The sequence below is a fragment of the Paenibacillus sp. EKM10P genome (assembly GCF_011800655.1).
Taxonomy (GTDB): Bacteria; Bacillota; Bacilli; order Paenibacillales; family Paenibacillaceae; genus Paenibacillus; species Paenibacillus polymyxa.
In genome coordinates this window covers 69259-89485 of record NZ_JAALET010000002.1, presented here as the reverse complement: position 1 = coordinate 89485, position 20227 = coordinate 69259, and the positions used below count along the sequence as shown (strand labels likewise).

Sequence of the window (20227 nt, the reverse complement as noted above, 5' to 3'; positions counted from 1 at the left end):
TTTGTTAGGAAATGTATATGAACATGCGAAAAAGAGAGCTTTTAGACGCCCGTAAGATCTACGCATTACTGAATATTCGAACAGGCATGAAAGCGAAATTCATGAGGGGTTAATCCACATCGTTCCTTGAAGATTCGATAGAAATATTTCATATCATGAATACCGACTTCAAGTGCGATCGTTTGAACGCTCCAATGAGTATCTAATAGTAAGCTACAACTCTCGTGAATACGAATATCCTGCAGCATTTTGGTGTAGGTCATTCCGCTGGCTTGTTTAAATTTGCGTTGAAATTGCCGTGAGCTAATTAAAAATTGCTTGCAAATTTGGTCAACAGACAACGGATTTTTATAATTTCTGGTTATATCATCAATCGCATATTGAATGGGATCGGTTATGATTGGCTTGGAAACATGAGCTATTTGTTGCATAGCATGGCTGATATGTTCTAATAAATCGATTAAGTATAGATAAAGTTTATATCTAAATCCGGTGGATTTACATTTTTGCTCCATTTCAATAGTGTACATAATTTTAGCAAATTCTTTTGCGTTTTCTCGAACTTGAATATAGTCAGTACATTCCCGAAAAAGAAGAGCCAAACGATAGAAATCCTCTTGAATTTGGCTATCAGCAGGCTCTCCGGGCAATGTTAGTATTTGCTTGTCAAAAAGACAGTTCATAACCTCAAGCGGTGTATGATCTGTTGTATTACTCTGAACAAAGAGATGTTCTTTTCCATAAGGGATAAAAATAATATCACCCTTGGAGACGGGCAACGTTTGTGTAGAAAATTTTAGTGTGCCGATACCTTCCTTGATATAAGATATTTCGTAAAAATCATGAGCGTGTTTTTGAATATTTCCCTCTATTTGAATAGGATAAAGAGAAATTGGAGTCCCATTTGTGAAATTATGGTCTAGATAATATGCCTCTTCGCTAACCAATGCGATCCCCTCCTTTGTTGGTAGAAAGCACACCATTTTTTAGTCATAAATTTTATTATATCAATTTTTAAGATGTATTCAATTGGTACAGGTCGTAATTGCCCATAAGCTGTCGCTCATGACCATTTAAGTGAAAAATCGAAACCATTAAAATTTTAAATATAAATACAAAGGAGGATAACATGATGAGTGTTAGTTTAATTACAGAGCTTCCAGAAGAAAAAATGCCATATTTGCTGCGTAGCGGGGATGGAAGAAAGTATGTATTTGGTCAACAGGTAGCTACTGTTATTGCCGATTTTAAAAGCACTGGGGATGTACTCGAATTAACGACGATTTCAGGTGGGAAAGGAGAGACCTTTCCGCTACACAGACATAAAGATGCTTTTGAATCTATCTATGTAATGGAAGGTAAAATTGAATTTATGCTCGATGGAGTGAACTATTTGTTGACTGCCGGAGACTATGTTCATATCCCTCCTGGAATCGCACATGCGTATCGAATGGCTGGGCATCGAAATCGCTTTGCTTCCTATTCGATTAAAGGCAATCTTACAGCAATATATGAGCTTTTAGGAAAGCCGTATCCTTACTTTGAACATCCAACCACAGCGATGAATTCGTATTCTGAGAATCAATTGACGGAAGCTTCCAATAGAGCAGACATTGTATTCCTTCAAGATGCTGTTCAATGGGGGAAGTATAACTCGCCTGAAGAAAGCCATAATCCAAGATGCGTAGCTCCTTATGTTCTAGAAAATGGAGAGGGAGACCGGTTGCTCACTGGAGACCAGCTCCACAGAATTCTAGCTACTCAAGAAAATACGAACGGGGAATACATTTTTGTAGCTTCTGATGGCCCGAAAGGAGAGCCCATTGTTGAACATTTTCATAACCACCATACGGAAACTTTCTTCTGTGTGCAGGGACAAATGACGATGTGGGCAAACGGAGAAGAAGTAAAACTATTCCCTGGAGATTTTCTTCATGTACCTGCAGGAACACTTCATTCGTATAGACTGGACTCTCATTATACGAAAGTCGTAGGTATGTTGGTGTCTGGATTGTTCGAACCTTTCTTCCGGGCATTGGGTGAACCGCACGAAACATACACCTTTCCAACAGAACCAGGCCCGCTCCGTATGGATCGTGTAATGGCTATTATCGACGAACTTGATCTGAACGTGGTGGCTAAATCTCCGCTCGATCGTAAGTAGGGAGGACGCAGTGTCAGCTAACAATCGCACCAAACAGTCTGAGTCCTATGCTATTATCTGGATACTCGCATTTGCAATGGTGATTTCAGTGATGAATTCTACCATGTTTAATGTCGCGCTACCTTCACTACGCGAAGAATTTCAATTATCTTCTTCCCAAGTAAGCTGGGTTGTAACAGCATATATCATTATTTATGCTATTGGATCAGTGGCTTACGGAAAATTGGCGGACATGTTTAGGTTGAAGAACCTAATTACCTTTGGATTATGTTGCTTTGCGCTAGGATCTATAGTCGGCTTCTTCTCTTCTAATTATTGGATGGTTATTGTGAGCAGAATTTTCCAATCCGTTGGAGCATCTGTTGTTCCAGCCTCATCTATGTTGATCCCGATTCGCTATATATCTATCGCAAATCGTGGCAAGGCTTTGGGGATTACTTCTGCCGGAATGGCTTTAGGGACGGCAATAGGTCCAATTATTGCTGGTTTTGTTATTGGATTCGCAAGCTGGCGTTACCTATTTTTAATCTCATTTTTAATAATTGTTACCATTCCTCTTTTCAGAAGGTATTTAATCAATGAAGCACCTTCAAAAGGAAAATCTGATCTCATAGGAGGTATTTTGCTTGCCGCTTCCATTACGCTGCTGCTGCTCTCCATTACTGGTCACAGCTGGAGCTATTTCGCGGCTACGATCCTCATATTCGTATTGTTCATTATTCGTATTAACAAAACAGATGAACCCTTTATTGAACCGACACTCTTTAAAAATACAAGATATACGATAGGCTTGACTATCGCTTGTATGGTTCTTACCCTTAATTTATGTGTTCCGTATTTGATACCGCAGGTGCTAAGCTCAATACATCACTTATCTTCTGTAAATACAGGACTCGTAATGTTTCCCGGTGCTTTGATTGCTGCATTGCTTGGGCTGGTAGGTGGGAAAATCGCGGATGCAAAGGGCAACCGCTTTGTATTTTCGTTGGCTTTCCTGTTTCAAGTGATAGCATATCTTATATTAGGTATTTTTATAAAGGCGGTTCCAGCAGTTATTGCGATCATTTTAATTCTAGCGAATACTGGGTTAACGTTCGCTCAGATTACAATGGCAAACACCATTTCTCGAACATTAAGCGGTAAGCAAACCGGAGTTGGTATGGGTATCTATATGATGGGAAGCTTTATGGCGGGGGCTATCGGAACGTCTATTTTAGGATCCGTACTTGATCAAGGAGCACAAAGTCAAAGTGTGTTCAGCTCTATTTTTTGGATTATGGGCATATGGATCATAGGATTTGCCATTCTTTATTTTTCAGTTTTTCGTAAAAAAGCAACATTCATTTAGCAACACATACAGTAATCCAATAACCACGTTCCTTATAATAATCGCCATAGCCTGTGCCAGGAGTGTTTTCATTCCGATGGCAAAATGATAAAACGCTACTGACCTTCGAAGGTCAGTAGCGTTTTATATCGTTTCAATAACAAACGAGGAAGAGGGGGGAACTTAGGAAATCGATCCAACCTAATAGCTACTACTTATTTTGGTGGTTTTAACTTTAGGTCATCAATGCACCGATGGTATCTCAATGCTTACTTGTCCGCCGCCTGTCTGGGTGGAGTTGGCGATGATCAGCTGACCGCCATGTAGGTTCACAATGGATTTTGTTATATATAGGCCCATACCGTAATGTCCACTTAATCTTCTGGACGAATCACCCATATAAAATTGCTCCGCTGCTTGTTTGAGGCCTTCGTGAGAGAAGCCCGGGCCTTCGTCTACGATGCTGAACCGAATACATTCTTCCACAGACTCTACAGTCAGCCGGATTTCGCTATTTTCTGGTGCTTGATCTACCGCATTAGAAGCAACATTCATGATGGCTCGCTCAAGCAGAACGGGGTCTGCATACAACGTCTTAGGGAGGTTGTATGCAGCAAATGCGACGGATGTTTTTTTGACAGCAGCCAAGGCCTTTACCTGATCTTTCACCTTCGTTACATAGTAGTCCGTATCTATCGTTTCCGCCTGCAGGGTGGCTACTGTTTCTGCTTTTGAAATTTCAATAAGAGTTTTGATATACTGTTCCATTTGCCTGGTGCTCTCCGCTATATAATCGGTATAGTTCTTTTGCTCTTCCGATTGATCGGTTTCGGACAGCAGCTCTACGTTTCCGCGAACGATAGTGAGCGGTGTTTTGACATCGTGTGCAAGCGCGGATATTTGCTCGCGGCGTGATTTTTCGAGATTCCATTGTTTCTGAAGCGAAGTCTTTAACGTTTCTTTCATTTTATCCATAGAATGGAGCACTTGGTCGATTTCCATCACACCACTGAGCTGAATTGAGAAGTCCAGGTCCTGTGCCTGAATTTGCTTTGTAGCCTGCTGCAATCCACTCATTTTGCGTGTCAGCTTTCGTCCGAAGGAGGAAGCGAGTAGGGCTCCTCCCCCCAGGAAGGCGATACAAAACACGGCAAAAAAGGACAATTCTGCGTTCGGCAGATATTGACGTAGAATAGGATGTTCAAACTGTGCCGAGACAGAGTAGCGCATCACAGTAACTTTATTATTATGTGAAACTTTTACATAGTTATAGGGAAATTGATAGGCAGTATTGCTCTGCTGCGTAACACTCCAAGCGGCTTGAGCCTGCTTTTCAGGAAGATTTCCCTCAATGTGGCTGCCTTCCGAAGTGAATAACGCGTATCTATATAGTTTCTGCCGAGAATCCGGCTGTAGGGTCTTGCCAGCTTCAATGATTGCCTTATCCTCCCGTACTTGATTTTCAGCATAGTTCGCGGGAAGAATGGTTCCACAAGACATCAGGACATAGAAGATGAGGACCAGGAACAGCGCGAGCGCAATTGTCCCCATACAGAACATAACTAAATAGCCCAGGAAAATGGTTCGCAGTTTGGTTGTCTTGCGTGCTTGCTGTACTTTGGCTACTTCCATCGGTACCCGATCCCCCAAACTGTCTCCACTGGCGAAACCTCTTCTTTGCCAAGCTTGGCCCGGATATTTTTGATATGCTCCACAATGGTAGCGGAATCGCTGTCCCCATCAAACCCAAAGACGGCTTCATAAATCTGCTCTTTAGAGAATACCTGGCCCCAATTTAGAGCTAAAAACTTACATATTTCATATTCACTTTTGGTAAACGGAATTACAACATTCTGAACGGTGATTTCCTTACCAGACAGATTAAAATGGACTTCCCCGATGCAGAATACATTTCGTCGTTCACGATGCTCCCGTCTGAGATGGGCGTTGATTCGAGCGCGCAGCTCTCCAGCCCCAAACGGCTTGATAATATAATCGTCAGCCCCTTCCCCAAGGCCCAACATCACATCGTTCTCCATGGATTTTGCTGTGAGGAACAGTATCGGACAGTCCACCTTGCTGCGAATTTCCCGACAGAGTGTGACTCCATCCATGCTTGGCATCATCACGTCAAGCAAGATGAGGTCAAAGGCTCCAAGCTGCATAGTGAGAACCTGTGGGGAGGCGGAGACCACCGTGACAACATGGCCATCTTTTTGCAAAATATTTTGAAGGAGTGCCAAAACGGCGGTTTCATCATCAACGGCCAATAAGTTTGCCATGCTTAATTCACTTCCCTTGCTTTCTTTACTCTAATCCTTACTCCGATGAATTTTGTCCTTCCCAACGACCAATCCATAACCCTAATAATACCATGATGACTAAGGTCCCTACTACGCAATATCTGATTCCCAAATCAAGCTGTATAGTTTCAGGGATAGAATCTGCTGGGCTTACGCCGTATTGCACCCAGATGGTGATGAACCGGGCCGCCCAAGCAGGGGGGATGAATATCCAATTATGATCACCCAGCCCTGTAAGGAGCAAAGCAGACAATAGACTCTCCATGATGCCCAGACCGATAGAAGCTCCTTTGCCGAATCGCAAGCTAATGAAAAAATGCAGAATATAAAGGAATACACTGGACATAAACAGAATGCAGGCAGCCAACACATAAAACATCAAGCCATACGGGGACTCTTTCATCAGATATATATAACAAGCTCCAAAGCCGCCTGAGGCAAGCAGCACACTACCAAATCCCAAGCACAGAAGCAGGCTAAGCTTGCTCAAAAAAGGTAGCAGCTTCACCGGCGAGGTCAAGAGGTGTTGGAAATTTCCAGCGACTGACTCCTGCTCAACAGCAATGGAGCATACAATACCAATCATGGTAGGAAGAGCCACAGCTAGGACCTGCAAATAGCCGTCTACCTTCGAAATTGGTGAGTACGGAGTGAAGGAATAATAGGCTAGAAAGATTGCTATGCCTAGGAGTGGCACAAGCAGCTGCACCAGCAATAAGGGCTGCCTTCTAAGTTTAAGCACATCAGATTTCAGATTGCGGAAGAAAGATATCATCTTACTTAGCCTCCCGCTTGCGGAAAGACATGGCCGTCAGGACGGACAGAATCATGAATAGACCAACGGTGATCACTAGGCCGGGCACAATTACGCCTCTATCCAAAAGTGGATCTTCTGAAGGAATAGCAAGCCCATTAGGCAGCACTTGAATGACGGCGCACATCAATCGAGCTGGAATAGCATAGGGTACCGCCCACCATATAGAAGACGTTGCGAACAAGATGGTGCAGGCTACATTGCCCAGCATGTTGATGATTAGGGTGGCAAACATGCCTATTCGGTCCGTTAAGAACAGGCAAAGTGGAATTTGCCACAAAAAGGTAACAAAAGGTATCAGAGTTGCAGCGACGCTTCCTGCTAGTGTCACGGAAGATGAGAATACGAATCCGCCAAGAGTTATTCCTACAAATAGGATAATAGATGAAACCATTAAGAGCCTTACGCAAACCCCGATTTTCCCGTACCATACCTGGGCCAAATCCACAGACATGCCGAGGATAGCACGGTATTTCAGCTTCTTGCCATCCTTTTGGATGACTCCTGAGCACATTAAGGTGAGAGCACCTGGCAGCAGCATGATATACCACCAGTTGTAGCTGGCGCTTTGGAACATATGTCCTCCCATGAGCCCGGTACATAGAAGAAGAGTAACGATGGGAGCCAGCCAGACTAGCTTTTTCGTGAAGGTGCGCTTTAATTTTAAATGTTCGGCTGCTATGTTTTGCTGCATGCTACTCACCTCCCTTTCGGTATTCCTGTGCAATCTGCATGAACAACGATTCCAGGTTTTGTCCTGAAGTGACCGCCTCTTGATAAGCTAATACGCCGCCAGCAATGATCCCAACATGGTCAACGATTTGTTCGACTTCGGATAGGATATGACTGGAAAGAATTACGGTAATTCCTTGCTTCGGGAAGGAGCGAATCAACTCGCGTTGCTCCTGAATACCAATGGGGTCTAGTCCGTTGGTTGGCTCATCTAAGATCAATAGCTTGGGATGATTGAGGAGAGCAATCGCAATGCCCAGCCGCTGTTTCATACCCATCGAGAACTGGCCCGAGCGCTTTTTCCCGGTATGGGTCAAATCAACAATGTTCAGCACTTCATCAATCCGCGAGTCAGGTAGTCCAAGCAACGTTGTGCGAACCTTCAGGTTCTCTCTAGCTGTCAAATTCTCATAGAGGGGAGGAGCTTCGATCAGTGCACCGATCTGAGCCAGATCTTTTCGGGACCAGGGTTTTCCTTGAAATAAAATCTCACCGGCCGTGGGGCGTAGCATACCGGTTAACATTTTTAAGGTAGTTGATTTTCCTGCCCCATTCGGGCCGAGCAGACCATACACGGAATTCTCCTGAATAGACAATGTGACGTTGTTCACCGCCTGTTGTCGTCTGAAGGTTTTGCAGAGATTTTTAGTCTGTAAAATAATGTTATCCATATCAGTTCATCCTTTTCATTCGTTCTGACAATTACTTTACAGATCAATTCTAAGAACTTTATAAGGATTGAAATTTAATGTTTCAAACTTTATGCATTCATGCAGTATTCGCTATAATGGATACAGTGATTTAGGAAAGGGATGTATTCATGAAGAAGGTTATCGTAATCGGAGCAGGAATTCTGGGGGCATCGACAGCATACCAGTTAGCAAAAATGGGCGCTGATGTCATTCTTGTAGACCGCAAAGATAAAGGACAGGCGACAGATGCAGCTGCTGGCATTATCTGTCCCTGGCTATCACAGCGACGCAATCAGGCTTGGTACCAGCTAGCCAAAGCGGGCGCACGTTTTTACCCCGAATTGATTGAAGAACTTAAGAACGAGGGAGAAACAGAAACTGGCTATGCTCAAGTCGGAGCTCTCAGTATTCATGATGATTCGGAGAAAATTAAAAAAATGCGGGAACGGGCACACTTACGACATACAGATGCACCAGAGATCGGCGAAGTTACGCAACTAAATCAAAAGGAAACTCATGAACGTTTTCCTTTGTTAGTAGATCACTATCATTCTGTTCATATTAGCGGTGCCGCTCGTATAGATGGTCGAGCGCTGCGTGATGCATTGATCCGATCAGCCCAAAGAAATGGGGCAACCCTTATCCATGGGGATGCTGTGCTTCAATACGATTCCGACCATGTAACCGGAGTAGCGGTCGGTGCAAACAGTTTCTCATCTGACGAAGTTATTGTTTGCGCAGGTGCATGGGCCAATCAACTGATGCTGCCGTTGGGCATTCGCTTTAAGGTTAGTTTTCAAAAGGCACAGATTATGCACTTGCAGGTTCCTGTCAAACAAGATACCGGCACCTGGCCTGTAATCATGCCGCCTACTGATCAATACTTGTTGGCGTTTGATCAACAGAAGATCGTAATTGGGGCAACTCACGAGAATGAAATCGAAGGCTACGATACAAGAGTAACAGCAGGCGGGATGCAGGAAATCCTAAATAAAGGTTTAGAATTAGCACCTGGTTTAGCAAATAGCACTTTTCAGGAAGTAAGAGTCGGTTTTCGTCCTTTTACCCCCGGTTTTCTACCAGTGCTTGGAGCTGTCCCTGGCTGGAACGGCCTTATCGCTGCCAATGGGCTTGGAGCATCCGGGCTGACCATGGGTCCCTTCATTGGAGATCAACTGGCAAAGTTAGCACTTGGAATGGTCCTGGATATTAACATTGATGATTACGATATTCGAAACGCTATTGATGAAAATTGACCTTCAATGTGGACAATAGTTGAAAAGCATAAGAAGTCGCCAGTATGGCAGATTCTTAGCAAGCAATAAAAAACAAAGGTCTAGTTAGCATAATACTAACTAGACCTTATTTGCCGAAAAACAACCATCTATACTTATAAGTTGCCGCTTATTTTGAAGTTAGAGAGAAGCTAATCTTTCTATACGTCATTCATCATGTCATTGAGATGCGAATTCTCCAACGATTGTGTTAGGGTTTGCATATTTTTCAAGTAGTCGATTTTATAGATACAGGAGTAAATCACGTTTAATACATAGTCAAAGGCAATTTGCGACGAAAATGTACCAATCTTAGCATGCTTTACTTCGTCATTAGGCACCTGAATACATATACTACTTCGTTTGGCCAACTCACTTTGATTGGTAGCTGTAATGGTGATAAAAGGGATATTCTCACGCGTAAAATGTCGTGCCGCTTTTAAAAAAATCGGTGACTTACCGTGGTAAGTTAAGAAAATAGCGCAATCCTCTGTAGTTAGATTAGCCGTATGATAAGCCCATTCAGACAGCTCTGTGGCTATAACCACGTATTTGTTGATTTTTACTAATTTATTCTGAAAACTTTTCGCTCGGATTTGTGAATCGCCTAACGCATATATAAAGATCCTGTTCGCTTGATCCAGCAACTGAGCCGTTTGTGACAGCAAGTTATCATCCATGAATGTAAAGTTTTTTTCAATCGTTTCCTTCATTAATTCTGCAATTTCTTTCGCCACTTGAAGTGGGGTTTCATCAATCCCGAATGGATAGTTAGGGTCAACATTGGATATATTCTGGGTATCTTGCTGAAATTCCCGAGCGAGTTTTATGATAAACTCCTTGAAGCCGGATAGCCCAAGTTTGTGAATTAATCGATTAATGGCGGAATGCGAAGTATACGTAGCTTTGGCAAGCTCCTGAATATTTAAGTGCAGAATCGCTTCCTTGTGGACCAAAATATAGGAAGCAATGCTTTTTTCGTTTGGTGTAAAGTTTTGCATTTCAGATAATTGCATCAGTATTTTCAACAGGTTCCCCCCGGTTCAATTGAACTAACGTTTTACAAAAGAATAAACATTTTGTTTAAAAACAAGCCGCCATGCTTACAAATATTCGGTTAAATGTACCATTTTGATGGCAAATTCTTTACGATCGACGTTCTTCTACTATAATAAATGAAAAAGAGCCTAGGGGGAATTAATATGCTTACTATCGGTTATATTGGGAATGGCAAAAGTACCAATCGGTATCATCTTCCTTTTTCATTGACCAGAGATCATTTGAACGTAAAGACGATCTACGCTCGTAATCCAGATAAAGGGGAGTGGGAGAAAACCCCAGGCGTTCAGTATACGGATCATCTTGATTCTCTAATGAACGATAAGGAAATTCAGTTGATTGTTGTCTGTACACCTGTAGAATCCCACTATACTTATGCGAAAATGGCACTCGACCACGGAAAAAATGTACTTGTTGAGAAACCCTTTATGTTAACGAAAGAAGAAGCTGTGTCCATCTTCCAATATGCCAAAGAGAAAAATCTGATTATACAGTGCTATCAGAATAGACGTTACGATTCGGATTTCCTCACTACAAAGAAGGTTATTGAATCAGGAAAACTCGGTGATTTGTTGGAGGTGGAAATGCATTTCGATTATTATCGTCCTGAGACCCCTAACTCCACCTCTCATTTTTCCAAATATAACAGTTACCTCTATGGACATGGCGCTCATACCATTGACCAGGTTCTTTCCTATTTTGGGAAGCCTGACACGATCCATTACGATGTGCGCCAATTGCTCGGTTCTGGAAGAATGAATGATTATTTTGATCTGGATTTTTATTATTCTTCACTCAAGGTATCCATCAAATCCAGCTTTTTTCGTCTAAAAGAGCGGCCGAGTTTTGTAGTATACGGCAAAAAAGGTGTTTTCATAAAGCAGACAAAGGATCGTCAAGAGGAGCATCTTAAATTATACTATCTGCCTAAGGGACACGCCGATTTCGGCATCGACCAGCCTGAGCATTATGGTATTTTAACGTATCTTGATGATGATGGTCAGTATCATGAAGAAAAAGTTGTTTCTGAAAAAGGAGATTATGCCCGAGTATATGACGATCTCTATCATTCGATCATACACGGCAAAGAAAAAGCGATTACAGATGAAGAAACAATAACTTCAATGGAAATACTTGAGAAGGGTATAGAGGAGTGTAACTAGAATGAAATTGGGAATTGTCGGAGCAGGAATGATTGTAGGGGATCTATTGAGCTTTATTCAGGAAATCCCGACTATCTTATTAAAGGCCATTTGTTCTAGACCTAGCCATGAGGAGAAATTACTAGATTGGCAACGTAGATATGGAATCTCTCAGATTTATTCGGATTACAGCAAAATGCTGATGAATAATGACGTTGATACTGTCTATATTGGGTTGCCTAATCATCTTCATTATTCATATGCCAAAGAAGCATTACTGAGTGGTAAACATGTCATTTGTGAGAAGCCGTTCACATCCAATTTGCATGAATTTCTAGAGCTAAAAGAAATTGCTCAGCAAAGAAAACTGGTATTGGTGGAAGCCATTACGAATCAATATTTGAAAAATTATTTTTCCATGAAGGAGTATCTGCCTAAGCTTGGTGAGATTAAAATAGTTGAATGCAACTATTCTCAATATTCATCTCGGTATGAGGCTTTTAAATCGGGAGTAATCCAGCCTGCGTTTAATCCAGAAATGTCTGGCGGAGCCTTGATGGATATCAATTTATACAATATTCATTTTGTTGTTGGCCTTTTCGGGAGCCCTAAGAAGGTAGAATATTTGGCGAACATGGAACGTGGAATTGATACTTCAGGCATACTGCTACTTGATTACGGCGATTTTAAGTGTGTTTGCATAGGTTCAAAAGACAGTACGGCACCCAATGCAGTGAACATTCAAGGCAATAAAGGCTATATACACATGGCGAGTTCAGCTAATATATGCGATTATTTTGAATACACTCCTAATAAGGAAACGCCCATCCGTGTGGATCTGAAGGATCATTCGCATCGTATGTATGACGAATTCGTTGAATTCGACCGTATCATCCGTGACAACGATTTGGAAAAGGTCTCGGATATGCTTGAACATAGCGAAAAGGTTATGAATGTCATTGAGGAGGCCAAACAGTCGGCGAATCTTGTGTTTGGTCCTGATAAACATAATCTTTAAAATACTTGTACCTAAAATTGAAGAAGCAACTCGCTTGAGCTGCTTCTGACTCATGGATGTGAGAGTAGCAGATAGATACGTCTGCTACTCTTTTTTCGCCCAGATTCACAATTTCCGGTCTAAAAGCATGCCAATTTGCTCGGCCATCTCGACCGGTGGAGAGGTTTTTCGTTCATAAACCACCACTCCATGATCCCCACTACAGCGGACGCTGCATAACGGACAACTACTTCTTTGTTTAATCCTCGATTTCTCTCTTCATTCATGTCGACCTCTTCCCGAAGTTCATCCATCATAAATTCAAGGAATTGAGTGCCGAAGTAAGGAGCGCCCTTACTCACCAGCATTGTGGAGAAAAATAAATAGTTAGCCTCAAAATATTCAAACCAGATCATTTCGGCTTCTGTAAAGCTCAAATGGGCCGATTCATTGCACAATCTTCGGAGTTCATCAATATGTGTGGCGATCAGCTTATCCAGCAAATCATAGGACCTGGTCGTATTTTTCCCTCAATCGCTTGATGTCCGCTCTTGGGGGCGCACCGAACATGCGAGAGTATTCACGGTTAAATTGGGAAGAACTCTCGTAACCGATCCTGTAAGCAACGTCCGCAGCGTCCGCCGATTCAGCTAATAAGATGCGACGGGCTTCCTGAAGTCTCAGCTGTTTCTGAAACTGGATCGGGCTCATGGAGGTTACTTCTTTAAAATGCCGATGGAATGAGGAAATGCTCATACTGGCGGTCTCTGCAAGATCTTCGATCTGAAAAGACTGATCCCAATGTTGAACAATATAGTCGATAGCTTCCCGGATTCGATAGGTGCTGCTTCCTTCGACCGCAATCTGAGCCAATTCGGCTCCATAGGGGCCCTGAAGGAGTCTGTACAGAATCTCTTTTGTGTAGAGTGGGGCGAGAAACGGGATTTCTTCTGGAGTATCCAGCAGGCGGGCAAGTCTAAGCACAGCATCCTGAATAGACGGTTCCATTCGGCCGACGAATAAGGCACGTTTGGCGTTTTCTTTTAATTTGACCTGGATTTTAGAATCGTTCAGTACCTCAAGGATCTGATTATGGGTAAATTCGAGCTTGAGACTTAGGTAAGGAGATCCTGGAGAAGCTTTTATAATTTGACCGATCACTGGCAGATTCATAGACGCGATCAGATAGTCGGAAGGTCCATATTTGAAATTTTCCTGTGCCAGCAAAATTTCTTTCAAACCTTGAATAACAAAACAAAAGGAAGGTTTGTAAACCCGGTAAACAGGCTCGGTTTTGCTGGAATGCTGATAGAAAAAAAGGGAAGGAATTGCTGTTTCCCTCGAACTATTTTGAAGTGAGTGACGCTCGATCAAACTGGTGAGCTCTTTTTGTTGTTCAAGAATGTTCGCCGACATTCAAATCCTCCTTGCGAGTTTGTCTGGCTCCATTATAAAACGCAACTGCCTGTAACAAAAGTAGTGGTGATAGGATCAGGCAATCAATTAAGACAAATGAGATACCGCTTTGCTTCTTCTGTTCGGCATAATAAAACTAAACTCACAGAATCAAGCAAGGAGGTGGATAACGGAATAGGAAGTGGGTTCAAGATAACGACATTTAACAAGAACAATTTTCAACAGAGGGAGAAGATGAATCATTTGAATCGTTGGTTTAGGAACTTATTGGTTCAAAGGCTTATCACATTAATAGAGTTTGAAGAGCATGAAGGTTTCAAACAATTATATAATAGTTCTCTTGACAGAATCGTAAGCCAATTAACTATAGAAAGATAATTAACGTCTTAAGGAAGGATGAATTATGATGCAAAAGCGTAAATTGGGAAATAGCGGTCTGGAAGTTTCTGCGATGGGGCTTGGATGCATGGGAATGAGCTACGGTTATGGCCCAGCTTCTGATCCAAAGAAAATGATCTCAATCATTCGGGAAGCAGTCGAGCGCGGCGTAACTTTCTTTGATACCGCCGAAGTATACGGACCTTATACGAATGAGGAACTTTTAGGCGAAGCGCTTCTTCCTGTTCGCGACCAAGTCGTGATTGCCACGAAATTCGGCTTCCATATTCAGGATGGCAAGCAGTTCGGTATGAACAGTCGCCCTGAGCATATCAAGAAAGTTGCCGAAGCATCGCTTAAACGTCTCAAGATTGAAGCCATCGATCTGTATTATCAGCACCGGGTCGATCCAGATGTGCCAATTGAAGAGGTAGCGGGAGCCGTGCAAGATCTGATCCGAGAAGGAAAGGTGAAGCACTGGGGATTATCTGAAGCAGGAGTGCAGACGATCCGTCGAGCACACGCCGTTCAGTCGCTCACTGCAATTCAGAGTGAATATTCTCTGTGGTGGAGACGTCCTGAAGAGGAACTCCTTCCTGCGCTTGAAGAGCTCGGCATTGGCTTCGTTCCGTTCAGTCCTTTGGGCAAGGGGTACCTAACGGGGAGTTTTAACGCAGACACGACATTCAGTCATGGTGATTTACGCAATATTCTTCCGCGTTTTACTTCAGAAGCGCTAGAGACCAATCAGGTGCTGGTGGACCTGCTTAAAGAGATGGCTGAGCAGTTAAAGGCAACACCAGCCCAAGTTGCACTCGCCTGGCTGCTTGCCCAAAAGCCGTGGATCGTTCCGATTCCGGGCACGCGGAAATTGAGTCGTTTGGAAGAAAATCTAGGTGCCGTGACCCTTCAGCTTACGTCTGAAGATGTGCGGAACATTAGCAACGCAGCCTCACAAATCACATTGATGGGCGCGAGATATACAGAGGAGTTGGAGAGAAGAACGGGTCTGTGATTTAATTCTTCAAGTCTTTCGTAGCTATGCAGAATGGATTGAAGGAAACCCTTATTTTCAGAGAGTTGTACCGGGTAAAATCATCGGATTTACACGAAAATGATTTCACCCGGTACGATATGTTTAAGAGGAAGTCTCTTTAGTTAAAGTGAATAATTGAGATGAAAAATCACATTTCTCCGCAATATTAAAATCCTGGTCAGCCTGATAAGGCGGGGTGAGTATAAGTCCGATGTTCATTAACTCGCTGCCTGTAAAACGTCGGTCCAGTTCTTCCACGAAATATACTGCCTTTTCGTCCAGTCCGATGAGCTTTAGCCTTGAATAAGCTGCATTGGGGCGCGAGAGCACCTGGTACCAGCCGACGAGAGCATGCTCACGTTCTGCATCAATAGTCATCCAAGCTGTCTCATTTTTTTCAAAAGGACTTAGCAGACGATGAAACGTTCCCTGGGTAACTAATCGTTGGTGACGTTTATACAATTGTATTTGCTTTTTGATTATACTGCACTCTTCCTCGGTCAAGGCCAAGGGATCAAGTTCATAACCGAATACACCGAAGTAGGCGACATTTGATCTGGTTTGTAGCGGTGCAGTTCTGCCTACCTGGTGGTTCGGAATGGTTGACACATGAGCACCCATGCTGCTAAGCGGATAGGCCATGGAAGTGCCATACTGAATCTTAAGACGTTCAATAGCTTCGCTATCGTCGCTCGTCCATGTTTGCGGAGCATAATAAAGCATCCCTGGATCAAACCGTCCCCCACCGGAAGCACAGGACTCAAACAAAATCTCAGGGTATTTGGTAATCAGCTTCTCATATAAAGCATATACGCCTAGAACGTAACGGTGAAAAAACTCGCCCTGTCTTTCCTTGCCAAGAGATAATGAATAGGCTTCTGAAATGCAGCGATTCATATCCCATTTTACATATTCGATGTGAGCAGAAGAGAGCACGTCATCCATTAACTTAAACAGGTAATCCACAACAGGCGGTTGGGAATAATCAAGAACATACTGATGCCGTCCATGCTTGCGTTTACGCCCGGGTGTTCCCACAACCCAGTCTGGATGTTCCCTCATAATATGAGAGTCGGAGTTAACCATTTCCGGCTCGAACCAAAGACCGAATTTCATACCGAGCTCATTGATCTTCTTTGCCAAATTCGAGATTCCGTTCGGTAGCTTTTCACGATTTTCAAACCAGTCACCGAGTGAGGAAGTATCATTGTTTCTTTGACCGAACCAACCGTCATCCAAGACAAAGAGCTCAATCCCTAGTTCACTTGCTTTTTTAGCCATATCCACTATTTTCTTCTCGGTAAAATCAAAGTAGGTTCCCTCCCAGTTATTGATTAATACAGGTCGTTCCCGTTCGGCCCAGCTACTACGAATTAAGTGTTTATTGTATAGGCGATGGAACGCCTGGCTCATTCCGTTCAAACCGTTCTGTGAGTAGACCATAACTGCTTCGGGCGAATAAAAACATTCTCCAGGCTTCAGAGTCCAGCAGAATTTGTCAGGATGAATACCGAGGCTCAGTCGGGTAGTTGAGTAGCTGTCCACTTCCGCCTGGGCAAGAAAGTTTCCACTGTAGACGAGATTAACTGCATATACTTCTCCTTGGTGTTCCTGAGACCCCGGTTTGGCAAGCGCCATGAATGGATTGTGAATATGACTACTAATTCCTCGTGTGCTCCCAATGGACTGAACACCTGGTCTGAGTGGTGTACGTTCCACATGTCGTTCCCTACCCCATGCCCCCGACAAATGAATAAATTCATATTCGGAGTCAGGAAGATCAAGGCTCATGCTCATTAGACGGTTGACTCTCAGAGTACTATTTCCGGAGTTCGTTATGGATACGGATCTCGTGATTACAGGCAGTTCACTGAAGATGGTGTAAGCAAGTACGGCAACCGCCCCTGTAAGGGAATCGGTCAGCGTGATCAGGAGAGTCTCTGCTTCATCTGCTTCCTTACAAAACGTAGCAGGGAGATGGGGGATTTTAGGTTTCCCCGTGATGACCTCGTAACGGTCAAAAATGAACTCCATGACATGAGAACCATCCTCCTGTATGATCTCAACTGCTGGTTCTCTAAAGTCTCCACTTCCCGAAGAAGGAAATTCCTGCTTAATGCTTTCCAATGATGTTACCAAGTCGCCATCAAACTCACCGACAGACACAGAGCGGTAGCTTCGTTCAATAAAACGGTCATATTGACCTAGGTACTCCATTTTTTTGCCATAATATAAATGCTCCAATTGCCCGTTCTCCATGACACGGAAAAGATAACTGCAGTATTTGTTCGTTAAGTGAAATGTACGTTCCTTTGGGTTAACTTGTATACTAGCCATGTACATAGCTCCTTTCAAAATATAACAGACCTGTTGAAAGCGTTATTATTGAACTCAGCATAACAAAGCCAGGGATAGAAAATACATTACTTTTTTTAAGCGTATTATGGGAAAAACAAAGAATCTTCCAAAGGGGATTTATAGTTAAGTTCAACCTTATTTCTTGTTATTTGTCATCCTTAACTTATGCTATACTGATAAATTAACAAACATAGATTCTATGTTGGGAAAAGTACGAGGAAGGTGCGAATGGACCAGAATATGATTTTCAGGATTTGGATACACATCCCAGTTCAGAGCTTAAAAATATATTGGATCTGATTCTATATAATTGTGGGACAAGCACATATAGGGAACAACTTCTTTGGTTTTACTATATAAATCTATAAAAATATTAGTATTTGAAAGCGATTTTTTTTGCTATCGTAAAATTGTTGGTTTTTTCCTGCATGGTATTTTTAGCGATTGTAGGAAGAGTACTTTTGCGGGAGGAGAACCGTGCGTGGATTTCTTAACTGCTTTTATTCCAGCTGTCGGCTGGGGAGTCATGCCGATATTGGCGTATATGACTAAAGCCAGTCCCCGAGAACAGCTGACAGGTACTGTTATTGGTGCTGTGTTGTTTGCCCTGTGCTTGTATATCATTCAGCCAGCCTCATTAGCACCGATTCCTTTTGGGATAAGTTTTATATCCGGTATTTTCTGGGCCGCTGGACAATTGCTCCAGTTTCGATCTTTCCAAAAAGTAAGCGTATCGATCGCCATTCCTGTCATTTGCGGTCTACAGTTGTTAGGGACGACGTTATTTGCTGCACTTATCTTGGGTGAATGGATAACAGGTTACCAATATGGGATGGGTGTTGGTTCTCTTCTATGTATTTTGGCGGGAGTTCTATTGACCAGCTATCAGGGCAAGTCTGCTGGGCTGTCTAAGCCTTTGCGATTAGGAATTATCATGATGCTGTTTTGCTCCGGGTTAGCGTTAAGCAGTTATGTAGTTATCAATCAGTACTTTAATATATCTGGGTTGTCCATCATTCTGCCGCAATCGTTCGGGATGTTATGCTCGGCCATAGTCATGAATCTGAAAGGCAAACATCGGCTGCGATTCTCTCCAGTACTTCGCAATTTGTCTACAGGATTGGTTTGGAGCATTGCTAATCTAGCACTATTTATTTCCAACGGTTTGATCGGCATGGCGGCTAGTTTTCCGATCTCTCAAGCGAGCATTGCGATTGCTTGTGTCGGTAGCATTTTAATATTTAAAGAAAAGAAAAGTTCTCAGGAATGGATAGCTATACTTGTGGGAATTACGGTGCTGATGATAGGAGTAGGAATGATCAGCCTGCTTAAGCCCTAGAGAGAATTTGTGGAGAAAAAAGCTTATATATCCATAGGGCACGTTTTTCGGGATTGACAGAGATATAGCAGCATGAGAAAATGTACGCGCGTACATAAAATGATTGGAGGTGGGAAATATCGTTTCGCGCAAGGAAGTAGCAGAACTCGCTGGCGTGTCTGAAGCGACGGTGTCTCGAGTATTGAACGCGACCGGTCCTATTAAGGAAGATACGCGGAAAAGGGTCCTGGACGTTGCCAATCAACTTGGATATGTTCCCAGTGCATTGGCCCGCAACTTTGCCCGAAGCAAGAGTGGCCATCTTGGTGTGGTTATGCCTTATGTCCCGAAGGCGCATCTGTTCTCTGCTTATTTTTTCTCTGAGATGCTGAGCGGCATCGGCAATAAAGCCAGAGACAGCGGGCTCGATCTACTACTATTATTCCGAAAACCGGGGGAACGGATGGACTACAGCAGTCTTTTCCGTCAGCAGAAGGTCGACAGTTGTATCATCCTTGGAGCAAGAGATGACCACGATGAGGTGGAGGCTCTGAAGAGACTTCAGCAAGAGGGGCGACCGTTCTGTGTCATGAATCACCATTTCGAAGGGCAGTCGTTCTGTGAAGTGGATGCAGACCATGTAGAAGGAAGCCGAGTGGCTGTTAGTCATCTCATTGAGCAGGGGTGCAAGCGGATAGCCTTTCTCAACGGTCCGGATATCTATTCCAACAGTACGGAGCGCTTGAAGGGTTATCTCATCGCGCTTCAGGAGGCTGGTATTGAATATGACTATGAGCTGATTCTGCAAGGCAATTACAGTCGTCGAAGCGGGCTGGAAGCGTCGGCTACCATCACAGACAAATTAGATGATATTGATGCCGTCTTTGCGGCGAACGACCGGATGGCCCTCGGCGTAATGCAGGGTCTCCGTGAGCGCGGACTGGCAATTGACCAGTTCCCAGCATTTGTGGGCTATGACGATTCGGATGCGGCTGAGATGGCTGTTCCCCCACTAAGCAGTGTTCGTGTTCCTTTTTATGAGATGGGGGAGCTTGCAGCCTCGAAGCTTATACCCGATTCTCAGGACCACATTCCGGCTCTGGAACTGACTGGGACTGGGTGCGACTCAATAAGAGAACTTCTGCCCACAGAGCTGATTATCAGGGCGTCATCCATTCGTCAATAACACCATTCATCAATAATTCGTTGAAACTCAT

Annotated in this window: 18 protein-coding genes; 8 read left to right on the top strand and 10 right to left on the bottom strand. The window is 43.4% G+C overall.

Features of this window, described 5'->3' with window-relative positions; all coding sequences use genetic code 11:
* Positions 1 to 65 precede the first annotated feature (65 nt).
* Complete coding sequence (locus tag HFE01_RS05360; RefSeq protein ID WP_167438471.1) at positions 66 to 947, bottom strand: helix-turn-helix domain-containing protein; 882 nt, start codon at positions 945 to 947, stop codon at positions 66 to 68.
* Between the two features lie 185 nt (positions 948 to 1132).
* Here HFE01_RS05360 and HFE01_RS05355 point away from each other — a divergent pair, with 185 nt between their 5' ends.
* Entirely contained in the window at positions 1133 to 2164 is a 1032-nt protein-coding gene (locus tag HFE01_RS05355) for a quercetin 2,3-dioxygenase (protein ID WP_107733560.1), read from the top strand.
* Between the two features lie 10 nt (positions 2165 to 2174).
* On the top strand, positions 2175 to 3512 hold the full coding sequence (locus tag HFE01_RS05350) for an MFS transporter (RefSeq protein WP_107733561.1): 1338 nt from the start codon (positions 2175 to 2177) through the stop codon (positions 3510 to 3512).
* 222 nt (positions 3513 to 3734) lie between these two features.
* Here the strand turns inward: HFE01_RS05350 and HFE01_RS05345 are convergent, their stop codons facing one another.
* From HFE01_RS05345 to HFE01_RS05325, 5 genes are read right to left on the bottom strand one after another with little or no spacing between them, the layout of a single operon-like run.
* Positions 3735 to 5123, bottom strand: coding sequence for a HAMP domain-containing sensor histidine kinase (locus tag HFE01_RS05345; protein ID WP_167438472.1), 1389 nt, complete (start codon positions 5121 to 5123; stop codon positions 3735 to 3737).
* A complete protein-coding gene (locus tag HFE01_RS05340) occupies positions 5114 to 5773 on the bottom strand; it encodes a response regulator transcription factor (RefSeq protein ID WP_167438473.1) in 660 nt (219 codons plus the stop codon). Before HFE01_RS05340 ends, HFE01_RS05345 begins: the two co-directional genes overlap by 10 nt.
* 37 nt (positions 5774 to 5810) lie before the next feature.
* The gene (locus HFE01_RS05335; RefSeq protein WP_167438474.1) at positions 5811 to 6569 is read right to left on the bottom strand and encodes a lantibiotic immunity ABC transporter MutG family permease subunit; all 759 of its coding nucleotides are present in this window, start codon (positions 6567 to 6569) and stop codon (positions 5811 to 5813) included.
* A 1-nt stretch (position 6570) separates the two neighbouring features.
* Positions 6571 to 7302, bottom strand: coding sequence for a lantibiotic immunity ABC transporter MutE/EpiE family permease subunit (locus HFE01_RS05330; RefSeq protein ID WP_167438475.1), 732 nt, complete (start codon positions 7300 to 7302; stop codon positions 6571 to 6573).
* Between the two features lies 1 nt (position 7303).
* Positions 7304 to 8011, bottom strand: coding sequence for a lantibiotic protection ABC transporter ATP-binding protein (locus HFE01_RS05325; RefSeq protein WP_044786015.1), 708 nt, complete (start codon positions 8009 to 8011; stop codon positions 7304 to 7306).
* A 149-nt stretch (positions 8012 to 8160) separates the two neighbouring features.
* Between HFE01_RS05325 and HFE01_RS05320 the strand changes: the two genes are divergently transcribed.
* On the top strand, positions 8161 to 9288 hold the full coding sequence (locus tag HFE01_RS05320; RefSeq protein WP_167438476.1) for an NAD(P)/FAD-dependent oxidoreductase: 1128 nt from the start codon (positions 8161 to 8163) through the stop codon (positions 9286 to 9288).
* 179 nt (positions 9289 to 9467) lie between these two features.
* On the opposite strand, the gene HFE01_RS05315 is transcribed toward HFE01_RS05320, so the two are convergent.
* The gene (locus tag HFE01_RS05315; RefSeq protein WP_016820820.1) at positions 9468 to 10334 is read right to left on the bottom strand and encodes a MurR/RpiR family transcriptional regulator; all 867 of its coding nucleotides are present in this window, start codon (positions 10332 to 10334) and stop codon (positions 9468 to 9470) included.
* Between the two features lie 174 nt (positions 10335 to 10508).
* Between HFE01_RS05315 and HFE01_RS05310 the strand changes: the two genes are divergently transcribed.
* On the top strand, positions 10509 to 11528 hold the full coding sequence (locus HFE01_RS05310) for a Gfo/Idh/MocA family oxidoreductase (RefSeq protein WP_167438477.1): 1020 nt from the start codon (positions 10509 to 10511) through the stop codon (positions 11526 to 11528).
* Between the two features lies 1 nt (position 11529).
* A complete protein-coding gene (locus HFE01_RS05305) occupies positions 11530 to 12525 on the top strand; it encodes a Gfo/Idh/MocA family protein (protein WP_025364952.1) in 996 nt (331 codons plus the stop codon).
* A gap of 119 nt (positions 12526 to 12644) precedes the next feature.
* On the opposite strand, the gene HFE01_RS05300 is transcribed toward HFE01_RS05305, so the two are convergent.
* Entirely contained in the window at positions 12645 to 13007 is a 363-nt protein-coding gene (locus HFE01_RS05300; RefSeq protein ID WP_243208143.1) for a TetR-like C-terminal domain-containing protein, read from the bottom strand.
* A gap of 1 nt (position 13008) precedes the next feature.
* Entirely contained in the window at positions 13009 to 13920 is a 912-nt protein-coding gene (locus HFE01_RS05295; protein WP_102998039.1) for an AraC family transcriptional regulator, read from the bottom strand.
* A gap of 406 nt (positions 13921 to 14326) precedes the next feature.
* Between HFE01_RS05295 and HFE01_RS05290 the strand changes: the two genes are divergently transcribed.
* Positions 14327 to 15313 carry an aldo/keto reductase gene (locus HFE01_RS05290; protein ID WP_181955916.1) on the top strand — a complete coding sequence of 329 codons (987 nt, stop codon included), beginning with the start codon at positions 14327 to 14329 and terminating at the stop codon, positions 15311 to 15313.
* Positions 15314 to 15436: 123 nt separating this feature from the next.
* Here HFE01_RS05290 and HFE01_RS05285 read toward each other — a convergent pair whose 3' ends face one another.
* Positions 15437 to 17671 carry an alpha-galactosidase gene (locus HFE01_RS05285; protein WP_167438479.1) on the bottom strand — a complete coding sequence of 745 codons (2235 nt, stop codon included), beginning with the start codon at positions 17669 to 17671 and terminating at the stop codon, positions 15437 to 15439.
* 502 nt (positions 17672 to 18173) lie between these two features.
* Here HFE01_RS05285 and HFE01_RS05280 point away from each other — a divergent pair.
* Together HFE01_RS05280 and HFE01_RS05275 are read left to right on the top strand one after the other, a co-directional pair.
* Positions 18174 to 19031 carry a GRP family sugar transporter gene (locus tag HFE01_RS05280; protein WP_102998041.1) on the top strand — a complete coding sequence of 286 codons (858 nt, stop codon included), beginning with the start codon at positions 18174 to 18176 and terminating at the stop codon, positions 19029 to 19031.
* 103 nt (positions 19032 to 19134) lie between these two features.
* The gene (locus HFE01_RS05275) at positions 19135 to 20196 is read left to right on the top strand and encodes a LacI family DNA-binding transcriptional regulator (protein WP_181955915.1); all 1062 of its coding nucleotides are present in this window, start codon (positions 19135 to 19137) and stop codon (positions 20194 to 20196) included.
* Positions 20197 to 20227: the final 31 nt, after the last annotated feature.

Bases quoted from the DNA above. Each gene is read 5' to 3' on its own strand.
- HFE01_RS05355 (WP_107733560.1), top strand. From the start codon at position 1,133: ATGAGTGTTAGTTTAATTACAGAGCTTCCAGAAGAAAAAATGCCATAT.
- HFE01_RS05345 (WP_167438472.1), bottom strand. From the start codon at position 5,123: ATGGAAGTAGCCAAAGTACAGCAAGCACGCAAGACAACCAAACTGCGA.
- HFE01_RS05340 (WP_167438473.1), bottom strand. From the start codon at position 5,773: ATGGCAAACTTATTGGCCGTTGATGATGAAACCGCCGTTTTGGCACTC.
- HFE01_RS05335 (WP_167438474.1), bottom strand. From the start codon at position 6,569: ATGATATCTTTCTTCCGCAATCTGAAATCTGATGTGCTTAAACTTAGA.
- HFE01_RS05330 (WP_167438475.1), bottom strand. From the start codon at position 7,302: ATGCAGCAAAACATAGCAGCCGAACATTTAAAATTAAAGCGCACCTTC.
- HFE01_RS05325 (WP_044786015.1), bottom strand. From the start codon at position 8,011: ATGGATAACATTATTTTACAGACTAAAAATCTCTGCAAAACCTTCAGA.
- HFE01_RS05320 (WP_167438476.1), top strand. From the start codon at position 8,161: ATGAAGAAGGTTATCGTAATCGGAGCAGGAATTCTGGGGGCATCGACA.
- HFE01_RS05310 (WP_167438477.1), top strand. From the start codon at position 10,509: ATGCTTACTATCGGTTATATTGGGAATGGCAAAAGTACCAATCGGTAT.
- HFE01_RS05305 (WP_025364952.1), top strand. From the start codon at position 11,530: ATGAAATTGGGAATTGTCGGAGCAGGAATGATTGTAGGGGATCTATTG.
- HFE01_RS05295 (WP_102998039.1), bottom strand. From the start codon at position 13,920: ATGTCGGCGAACATTCTTGAACAACAAAAAGAGCTCACCAGTTTGATC.
- HFE01_RS05290 (WP_181955916.1), top strand. From the start codon at position 14,327: ATGCAAAAGCGTAAATTGGGAAATAGCGGTCTGGAAGTTTCTGCGATG.
- HFE01_RS05285 (WP_167438479.1), bottom strand. From the start codon at position 17,671: ATGGCTAGTATACAAGTTAACCCAAAGGAACGTACATTTCACTTAACG.